Annotated in this window: 13 protein-coding genes; 10 read left to right on the top strand and 3 right to left on the bottom strand. The window is 39.5% G+C overall.

Going from position 1 to position 9677, the window contains the following annotated elements; all coding sequences use genetic code 11:
* Positions 1-485: 485 nt before the first annotated feature.
* Positions 486-1073: a DDE-type integrase/transposase/recombinase gene (locus tag VJ937_RS06775; protein ID WP_324066137.1), complete on the bottom strand. Its 588-nt coding sequence runs from the start codon at positions 1071-1073 to the stop codon at positions 486-488.
* Positions 1074-1810: 737 nt separating this feature from the next.
* Between VJ937_RS06775 and VJ937_RS06770 the strand changes: the two genes are divergently transcribed.
* The gene (locus tag VJ937_RS06770) at positions 1811-2350 is read left to right on the top strand and encodes an ORF6N domain-containing protein (protein ID WP_324066136.1); all 540 of its coding nucleotides are present in this window, start codon (positions 1811-1813) and stop codon (positions 2348-2350) included.
* 219 nt (positions 2351-2569) lie between these two features.
* Here VJ937_RS06770 and VJ937_RS06765 read toward each other — a convergent pair whose 3' ends face one another.
* Positions 2570-2707 carry a hypothetical protein gene (locus VJ937_RS06765; protein WP_324066135.1) on the bottom strand — a complete coding sequence of 46 codons (138 nt, stop codon included), beginning with the start codon at positions 2705-2707 and terminating at the stop codon, positions 2570-2572.
* A 171-nt stretch (positions 2708-2878) separates the two neighbouring features.
* Between VJ937_RS06765 and VJ937_RS06760 the strand changes: the two genes are divergently transcribed.
* From VJ937_RS06760 to clpX, 8 genes are all read left to right on the top strand, one after another.
* Entirely contained in the window at positions 2879-3124 is a 246-nt protein-coding gene (locus VJ937_RS06760; protein WP_324066134.1) for a hypothetical protein, read from the top strand.
* Positions 3118-3444, top strand: coding sequence for a type II toxin-antitoxin system RelE/ParE family toxin (locus VJ937_RS06755; RefSeq protein WP_324066133.1), 327 nt, complete (start codon positions 3118-3120; stop codon positions 3442-3444). The genes VJ937_RS06760 and VJ937_RS06755 overlap by 7 nt, the downstream gene beginning before the upstream one ends.
* Before the next feature lie 309 nt (positions 3445-3753).
* Positions 3754-4005: a type II toxin-antitoxin system Phd/YefM family antitoxin gene (locus VJ937_RS06750; protein WP_324066132.1), complete on the top strand. Its 252-nt coding sequence runs from the start codon at positions 3754-3756 to the stop codon at positions 4003-4005.
* Positions 4002-4280 (top strand): Txe/YoeB family addiction module toxin, encoded by a 279-nt coding sequence (locus VJ937_RS06745; protein ID WP_324066131.1) that lies wholly within the window; start codon positions 4002-4004, stop codon positions 4278-4280. Before VJ937_RS06750 ends, VJ937_RS06745 begins: the two co-directional genes overlap by 4 nt.
* A gap of 704 nt (positions 4281-4984) precedes the next feature.
* Positions 4985-5299, top strand: coding sequence for a hypothetical protein (locus VJ937_RS06740; protein WP_324066129.1), 315 nt, complete (start codon positions 4985-4987; stop codon positions 5297-5299).
* A 1-nt stretch (position 5300) separates the two neighbouring features.
* A complete protein-coding gene (locus VJ937_RS06735) occupies positions 5301-5576 on the top strand; it encodes a Txe/YoeB family addiction module toxin (protein WP_324066128.1) in 276 nt (91 codons plus the stop codon).
* Positions 5577-5638: 62 nt separating this feature from the next.
* Complete coding sequence (locus VJ937_RS06730) at positions 5639-5887, top strand: hypothetical protein (RefSeq protein WP_324066126.1); 249 nt, start codon at positions 5639-5641, stop codon at positions 5885-5887.
* 981 nt (positions 5888-6868) lie between these two features.
* Complete coding sequence (gene clpX / locus VJ937_RS06725) at positions 6869-8080, top strand: ATP-dependent Clp protease ATP-binding subunit ClpX (protein ID WP_324066125.1); 1212 nt, start codon at positions 6869-6871, stop codon at positions 8078-8080.
* On the opposite strand, the gene VJ937_RS06720 is transcribed toward clpX, so the two are convergent.
* Positions 8077-8727 carry a DUF4294 domain-containing protein gene (locus VJ937_RS06720; protein WP_324066123.1) on the bottom strand — a complete coding sequence of 217 codons (651 nt, stop codon included), beginning with the start codon at positions 8725-8727 and terminating at the stop codon, positions 8077-8079. The two genes, clpX and VJ937_RS06720, sit on opposite strands and share 4 nt — an antisense overlap.
* 102 nt (positions 8728-8829) lie before the next feature.
* Here VJ937_RS06720 and VJ937_RS06715 point away from each other — a divergent pair, with 102 nt between their 5' ends.
* Positions 8830-9666: an MBL fold metallo-hydrolase gene (locus tag VJ937_RS06715; RefSeq protein ID WP_324066122.1), complete on the top strand. Its 837-nt coding sequence runs from the start codon at positions 8830-8832 to the stop codon at positions 9664-9666.
* Positions 9667-9677 lie beyond the last annotated feature (11 nt).

Here is a 9677-nt window from a genome sequence, read left to right as displayed (position 1 = left end):
ACGAAACCACATATAAAGCTTACGATGCGCATTGCCTGTCCCGTGCCAATCCCGCCGCAAAATCAAAATAAACGTTCCCAATATTGGGAAGGGGGTTTGGAGTATTGGCTTTTGAGTTTTGAGAATGAAAAGCCGATGGTAAATAACGCGTAAACCAAGCCCTTGTTGCTGGAATTTTTTTTATACCCGTATAAAACAGGAATCAAATCCTAAACTTTAGTTTTAATCCATATTTTGTTTTATGGTCTGCAATTTAGGCATTGTTGGTTCATATTAACCGAGATTTGTCATTAGGAATTTGCAAAATTTCTAATGACAAAAGGCGTAAGCCTATCGAGGATAATCCCGGTTTAGAAAATCTTACTTTTCGGGGAAACCGGAAAGTTTAGATTTTCTTAATCGAACCGGAGCGAAGCGTAGCTCACCGAAGGAAATTGTCATTTAGGTGAAGTCTAATGACAACCGGAGTGAAACGGAGCTCAGCGTTAGCTAATTCTGGGATTAACCACTTTTCGTTTTTGTGCAGCCACCTTTAGAGCTTGTTTGTACATGTTTTTGTCCGGTATCAATCCGTCCAATGCTTCTGCCGGGGTAAGACTGTATAATGACGAGTGCGGTTTGTGGTTGTATTGTGGCACTGCCCAGGCCAGGTATTTGTTTACATGGTGCAGGTTTAATAGTTTTTCACGAAACAAGAAATCGTACTTTATTCGCTTGTTTACAGCCTCAACCATGCTGTTTGAGTATATAATATCGGTTTGCGCTACCAATTTTTGAATGTTGGTATCAGGGTTGTTTACGAATTTGTCTACATCCCCTTTGTTTTCGGAACCACCATCGGTAATTAAGTCAATTCCGGGTACTACTGCATTTAGATTGTAATTTTTGTATGCTTCTGCTATGTTTTCGAACGATATTTTAGCAGAATAAGTTAAAGATGCTTTCCACGCCAATATGTACCGCGAAAAATTATCAACCAGGAAATACAGGTATACTTTGGAATGATCCAATGGTCTGTAAATAGTTACATCCATATGCAGAATCCGTTTTGGTGCTTCTGCTCGTATTCCCATACTGTATTTTTTCTTTTCGGGTTTCAACCTTTGTAATTGTAATTGGTTAACATACTTGTAAAACGTAGTTTGACTAAAAAAGGCTGCCTTATCCCGTAATATCTGGAAATAGATGTTTGTAACATTCCAATATCTGTATTTTTGATCTTTCAGGTATTTTTGAATTACGTCGACTTCGTTCTTTGTAAGCTGGTTTGGGTATATTTTTCTGCATAAAACCTTGGGTGAGATTTTACAACTGAGCTTATTTTTCCATGCATAGTATTGTTGATGGGATATTCCAAAAGCATTTAATGCCTTTTTCAGTCCAATATTTTCCCGATCGCGCTAAATTGTAATCAGTGCACGACATCGCCATTTCGATTCCCACCAGCCAACACACCACCCACTCAATGGCCTCCGCTAGTTCGTTGAGTAGCATTGCGGGAGGGAATGAGGAAATCGAAACGAACCATTCCCACCACTGACTCAATGGCCTACGCTAGTTCGTTGAGTAGCTTCGTGGGAGGGAATGTGTGAATCGAAACGAACCATCCCCGCCACCCACTCATTGATATCCGCTAGTTCGTTGAGTAGCAATGTGGGAGAGGATGAGCGAATCGAAACGAACGGTTCAAAATCAACAGCCTGGACAACCTGAAAAGTAAATTAGAGAAGTTACACCCGTTGAGATAAAGTGGACGTTGCATTTTGTAACATTAAAATATTATTTTAGCAAATCGAAAGAATACAGAACCATGAGCGAAAACAACAAACAATTGATCCCTACAGAGCAGATAATAAACAAGATTTTTTTAATCAGGGATGAAAAAGTAATGTTAGATGTTCACCTATCAGAAATCTATGGTGTAGAAACAAGAGCATTAAAACAAGCTGTTCGAAGGAATATGGATTTATTTCCTGATGATTTTATGTTTGTACTGACTGATGCTGAGATAGATATCATGGTATCACAAAATGTGATACCTTCAAAACAGCATCTTGGAGGTTCTAAACCATTTGTTTATACAGAAACAGGAGTTGCAATGTTGTCAAGCGTTTTGAAAAGCAAAAGAGCGAAAGAAATGAATATTGCAATCATGCGAGCTTTTGTAGCACTCCGTAGAATGATCCTGAACCATACAGAAATACGTTTAGAACTTGAAGAAATCAAGAAAAAGCTTGCCAACCAGGATAAAAATATAGAACTGGTTTTTACATATCTTGACGAATTGATAGAAAAGCAAGAGAACCCGGAGCCAAGAAGACAAATCGGGTATAAAAGAAAAGATGAATAACCCCACCGCACGACCTGTCCCTATAGTGTAACTCCCCCCGATCGCGCTAGTTTGTAATCAGTGCATGACATCGCCATTTCGATTCCCACCAGCCAACACACCACCCACTCAATGGCCCCCGCTAGTTCGTTGAGTGGCTTGCGGGAAAGGATGAGGGAATCGAAACGAACCTCCCCCCGCTGGCGCGAGCTTGTAGCTCGTGTCTTCCACTTTGGTTTTTTAGAGCATAAGCTGTTTAAGCTTGCCTTTGGTAATAAAGGCATCTATGAGTGTTTTAATAACATTTTTATCGCTATCGTTCATTTTTTCAATGGCTTTGAACTGGTTAAGCAGATCTTTACCCCACCACTGACTCAATGGCCTACGCTAGTTCGTTGAGTAGCTTCGTGGGAGGGAATGTGTGAATCGAAACGAACGGTACAAAATCAATAACCTGGACAACCTGAAAAGTAAATTAGAGAAGTTACATCCTTTATCCTGAAACTAAAAGTCGATATTAATCGTTAAATTTGTATAAAATAATCTATTATGGGCATACCTGAATTAAGAAACGAATTACATGACTTTATTAACCAGGCTGACGAGCGGTTTTTAAAGATGATTTATGCCATGAGCAAAGAGTATAAAAAACCTGCAAATGTTGGTTATAATCCAGATGGTTCTTCAATTACTGAAATCGACCTTAAAAACAGGGTTAAATCAGCTTCTAAACGAGTGAAATCAGGCGATTATCTAACTCAAGAAGAAGTTGAAAAGGAGGTTAAAAATTGGTAAGCAAGAAGAAATTACCCATCCGTTGGGACAAATTAGCAAAAAAGCACCTTGACAACATTTATGAGTATATTGCAGAAGACTCTGATCCTGCTGCTAGAAAAGTCAAAAAAGAGTTGATCAACCTAGCCCACAGCCTTAACGATTTTCCCGAAAAATACGCTATCGAAGAATATATGGCGAATGAACCGGAAAACTACCGTTCTGTATCAAAATGGAGTTACAAAATAATTTATGAAGTTACTGAAGAATGCATCATTATAGCTGATATCTTCCAAACAAGTCAGGATACTTCTAAAATGATTATTGATACTGAAGAGTGACCCCACCACACAACCTGTCCCGATAGTGCAACTCCCCCCCGATCGCGCTAAATTGTAATCAGTACGCGACGTAGTAGCTATTACGATTTCCACCAGCCAACACACCGCCCACTCAGGCCTACGGTAGTTCGTTGAGTGCCTTGCGGGAGAGGATGAGGGAATCGAAACGAACGGAACAAAATCAATAGCCTGGCCAACCTGAAAGATAAATTAGAGAAGTTACATCCGCTAAAATGAAACATTATAAATGAAATAACCGTTTATTTTAATAAATTTGTGCCACATTGGTACACATTAAAAATTAATGACATGTTAATTATAAGTAGTAGAGAATTTAGACAAAACCAAAAGCACTACTTTGAGAGAGCTGATAACGGTGAGCAAATTATTGTTCAACGAGGAAAAGATAAGGCTTATGCTTTAACTCCTATAAATGAAGATGACGTTTATTTTAACGCTGAAATGATCAAGAAGATAAAACTCAGCGCAGAACAGGCGAAAAATGGTGAAGTGAAAAAGATTACAAGTTCTGAAGAAATAAACGAGTTACTTGGGTTATGAGTTATATTCTGAAATTTACCAAAGTAGCCTTAGCAGATATAGAAAAACACAAAAAGGCCGGAGATAAAGCCGTACTTAAAAAGATAGCAAAGCTTCTTAACGAAATTAAAGAAAATCCCTCACAAGGAACCGGCCAGATCGAACTGTTAAAATATGGAGTTGCCGGGAAATTTTCCCGTAGAATAAACCATAAGCACCGACTTGTCTATTCTATTGAAGAAGAAATAATAACAGTTCATGTTTTAAGCCTTTGGGGTCATTACGGAGACAAATAAACGCCACCGCACAATCAGGAAAAGCGGTATTCGTCATCAATCGTCAGCACTGCGTCCGCCTATCGGCGGAAAAAGCCACCCCCCGATCGCGCTGATTTAGCTTCGCTGAACTCATCGCCTAACTGCGATTCGGTTGTAATCAGTGCGCGACGTACAGCAAAAAAAAATTAAAATAGCTAAACCTAAAGCCTCGTAAGGGGCTTTAGTTTTTTATGGAGCTATGCGATATAAAAAACAGTAGTTAAAAGTGAATTAAGTAAGCTGCTGCGATTTATAGAGCAGCAATGTTTTTGTTGAAGAAGTCTTTGAATTTAGATTTTGTAAGCATTTTATCAATTAATTTGAAGTCCACAACCTACGGTAAGTTCAACACATAGCCGGGCACAAATATGTAAACTTAACCGAATGTTACAAAATCAACAGCCTGGACAACCTGAAAGATAAATTAGAGAAGTTGCACCCGCTACAATGAAACGAACCATGATCAACCAGGTGCAGTAAAACATGTGATAATGATAGTAAAACGGCTAAAACTATGTATAACTTTTATTTACAGATCATGGTGAGCTCCATCCCGATTTGCATCGGGACAGGTACTGACCATTAAAAACAAAATCATAAACAGATGAAACAAAATGCTTGAAAAACACGTTTATTTTAATAGATTTGTACCGTTTTTGGTACACAAATTAAAAATTAGAACTATGAGGATAGTAACCAGTCGCGAGTTCCGTGACAACCAAAAAAAGTATTTTGACATGATTGACAATAACGAACAGGTAGTTGTTATGCGGAAAAACCGTTCCTATAAACTTGTTCCGGTCAGTGAAGATGATATGCTTGTCGATATTCCTAAGGAGTACAGATGCGACCCTTATGAAATCAGTCCAAGTGGTGATCTGTTTTGGGCAGATAAAAGAAACATTGAAATCGTTAAAAAAGCCATTGAGAACAAAGATAATATTGCGGAAAAACTAAACTCTGCAGACGATATCAGAAACTTCCTGAACCAGCTGTAAAATGTATACACTTCATATCACGAAGCAAGCCAAGAAAGACATTGCTTATTTGAAAAAGAACGGAGAAAAAGCCGCAATAAAGAAAATAGAAAAGCTTTTAATTGAATTAATGGAACATCCCAAAACCGGAACTGGTCATGTGGAACAGTTAAAAGGTGACAGATCCGGCGAATGGTCCAGGCAAATAGACAAAAAGAACCGTCTTATTTATACCATTGATGACGATATTGTAACAGTCGAAGTCATATCTGCAAAAGGTCATTGCGGTGACAAATAGATTATGAAACTAAATGTCGACATTAATCGTTAAATTTGTCGGAGAATAAAACAATGGAAATAATGGAAGCAAACCAAATTAAACAAGAAATACACGACTTTACAAATCATGCAGACGAGCGTTTTTTGCGATTGGTTCATAGTATGATAGAAAGCGAAAAGACTGAAAATAGTTTTTTTGACACGTCTATTGATGCCATGACTGAAAGAGCAAAGCAATCACTCAAATCCGTTGAGAGTGGTAAAACCAGAAGTATTAATGAATTTAAAAAGGACGTTGAATCTTGGAAAGAGAAGCGAGCTATACAGTAGAAATTACGGCAGAGGCCGAAATCTACTATTAAGAAGTATTAGAATATTTTTACAAGCATCACAGCGAATCCAGTGCAGACAGAAAATCACAGGAACTCATAGATAAAGCAGTTGCCTTAAAGGATAATCCATTAATCGGCAGAATCGAAGAAAATTTAAAATTCTTAGGCAAAGAACATCGATACTTGCTTTACTTTTACACTAGAATCAAAGCGATTAAGATTATCTATTTTGTTAATGAGAGTTCGAAAAAAGTATATATTACAGACTTCTTTCCTTGTGAAAGTAACGAAAGTAGAATTAGTACAAGATAGTAAACCCCACCGCACAACCTGTCCCGATAGTGCACCCCCCCCGATTGCGCTGATTTGCAATCAGTACGCGACGTAATAGCTATTACGATTTCCACCAGCCAACACACCGCCCACTCAGACCTACGTTAGTTCGTTGAATGGCATTATGGGAAAGGATGCGAGAATCGAAACGAACCATTTTCAGCAGTTGCGCTATATTTTCATAATCGGGGTTCAATCAATATAAATGACTTAAAAGAGGTTTGTCCAGCTTTAAAAAGTCAATTAATTTATTGAACAGCGCGGGTTGAACAGCCTGTTCCGATAGAATCGGAAGCGATACCCTCATGAGCCGATAGGCGAATAACCGTAATTTGATCTAGACTTTTTGCGCCATTCTTCGGTCTCCGAAGGCTTACCGCAAGTGAAACACTAAAGCTTAAGCGGCATGCGATTGTAACTTTTTTTTTCACTTCGACAAGCTCAGTACATCGCATGAAAAAAAGTTTAGTAAAAAAAAGTAAAGCACTTCCATGAGGAGTCAAAGTGGGTCATGCATAGCACAAAACGGGTCTGGAATGCAGAACCAAATCTGGTTCTGCATTCTTGTTTTAAATCCTTATATTTGTAGCACAGTTTTTGGACAGTCTTTTAATACAAAACCTAAAAACAGGAAAAAAGAAATACAATGAATAAATGCTCATTTTGCGGTAGAAACGAGAAAGATGTAAACTTGCTAATTGCAGGTATTAGCGGCCATATTTGTGATTCTTGCATAGAGCAGGCACACGGTATTGTCAATGAAGAAATGAAGCGCAAAAGCAGTTTCTCTTCATCGAAGCTTGAACTCAGAAAACCACATGAAATTAAAGATTTCCTCGACCAATATGTCATTGGGCAGGATACAGCTAAAAAATTCCTTTCTGTTGCAGTATACAACCATTACAAACGCGTTACACAAGTCTCCGATGATGACACCGAAATAGAAAAATCGAACATCGCTTTAGTTGGTCGTACAGGAACAGGTAAAACACTCTTAGCCCGAACCATAGCCAAAATGCTCGATGTACCGTTTACAATTGTTGATGCCACAGTGCTTACAGAAGCTGGTTATGTGGGAGAAGACATCGAAAGTGTACTTACACGTCTGCTGCAAGCTGCAGATTACGATGTTGAAGCTGCAGAGCGCGGCATTGTGTTTATTGATGAGCTGGACAAAATTGCCCGTAAAGGCGACAACCCATCTATAACACGCGATGTGTCAGGTGAAGGTGTGCAACAAGGGTTGCTAAAATTACTCGAGGGCTCGGTAATAAATGTACCGCCCCAGGGTGGACGTAAGCACCCCGATCAAAAAATGATTGCAGTCAACACAAAAAACATACTTTTTATGTGTGGGGGCGCTTTTGACGGAATTGACCGCAAAATTGCCAACAGGCTCAACACCACAGTGGTAGGGTATGCTGCTGCTAAAGAAACAAGTCACATCGATCGCGAAAATCTCTTGCAGTACATTGCACCACAAGACCTCAAAAGCTTTGGCCTGATACCCGAAATTATTGGTCGTTTACCGGTATTGACCTACCTTGATCCGCTTGACCGGGATGCACTGAAGAAAATACTTGTTGAACCTAAAAACTCCATTATAAAGCAATACAAAAAACTCTTTAAAATGGATGGTATCGAGTTATCTTTTGACAGCACAGTATTAGATTTCGTGGTGGATAAAGCAATTGAATTTAAACTTGGGGCCAGGGGACTGAGATCCATCTGTGAGCACATCATGGTAGATGCCATGTATGATGCACCCTCAAAACAAAAAGATAAGGTGCGCATTACCCTGAAATACGCAAGAAATAAGCTTTCAGATATTGATGCACAAAGATTAAAAGTAGCCTAATCTTTTTTCTTAGGCAGTGGAAGCGGCTCTAATCGGCCGCTTTCTATTTTTACAACAATTTCTTCAATAAGCCGGTCCTCTCCCCTTGGATTATATTCGGTTTTAAGGTTCTCACCAAAAATCCTTGCCAGAGACTGCCAAAACATGGCCGACAATTTACCCCTGAGTGCTCTCACCAGGTTATAAGAAGTATAGCCGGTTTCACGGTCAATCAATTTTAGCAAGATCCGACCTTCAGAAACTTTTAATTTTTTCAGTTCATCCATATAGCGGTCGCGCAAGGCTTTATCATAAGCACGCAAAAACCTTCGCTGCTGGCGCTCCGTATCTAAATCAGGCAGTGTATCATAAATACTTTGAAGTATATCAACAGCCAGTCGGGCATAAGGATAAACACGGCGAACTTTTTTAGCTAACCTGATATATTTAAGATTCATAGGGGTTCTGCGCGAAAGATCACGTGTCGGATAAATGGTTATGGTACGTAAATCAACAAGGGCTATGGTATCTTTTCCTTCAATAACCATGGGCAATACATAATAACCATAGCTGGCCGTATCTGCCTGGGCGCAGGTTACCTGACTATGCAGCATACCCAAAAGATATACGAAAAAGAATAAACTATTTGCTTTGATTATCCTTTTCATTAATAACTGATTTTCTAATTTTGCCAAATACAAGCATGCAATTTTAAGAATCAAGTTTAATACCGATTTACAATACAAGAATAACGAATTAAACCAATAAATATGCAAATATTTAACATCGAAACAGGAAAATTTAAAGCTGATGGCGGTACCATGTTCGGAGTCGTACCCAAACAACTGTGGCAAAAAAAATATGAAGCCGATGAGCATAACCTGTGCAGCATTGCAGACAGGGCCATGCTGATTGATACCGGCGACCGCAAGGTACTGGTAGACACCGGCATTGGAAACAAACAAGATGAAAAATTCCTGGCCTTCCATTATTTGCATGGCGATGATACACTTGAGAAATCGCTAAACGCGCAGGGCTTTAAGCCCGAAGATATCACAGACATTATACTCACACACCTGCACTGGGACCACTGTGGTGGTGTATTAAACAAAAACAGCGATGGTGAGATTGTAGCAGCCTTCCCCAATGCACAAATATGGGTAAGCCAAATGCAATGGGACTGGGCAACAAATCCAAACATCAGGGAAGCGCCTGCATTTCCGCAAGAAAATATCCGTCCCATGCAGGAAACCAATAAAGTTAACCTCGTGAAACAGGAAGGCGAAATCATACCAGGTATTGAGGTAAGGCTTTTCAATGGGCACACCAAAGGTTTAATGCTGCCCCTGATCGATAAAGGCGGCAAAAAGGTCTTTTTCGCCGGCGATCTGATTCCCGTAATGGCCAACATTCCACTGGTTTACGTAGCGTCTTATGACATTCTACCACTGGACACCATTGCCGAAAAAGAGCGCATTCTGCAAGAAGCCCTGGAAAATAACTGGACCATTGTATTGCAGCACGATGTGAGTGTAGAAGCCTGCACAGTAAAGGACACACCCAAAGGCATCAGGGAGGACCAACTATTGAAAATCGCCGAAATATAGTTGCATCGTTT

Source organism: Salinivirga sp., from assembly GCF_035268865.1.
Lineage (GTDB): Bacteria > Bacteroidota > Bacteroidia > Bacteroidales > Salinivirgaceae > Salinivirga.
The sequence above is the reverse complement of the archived record's forward strand: the minus strand, read 5'-3'. Positions and strand labels throughout refer to the sequence as shown.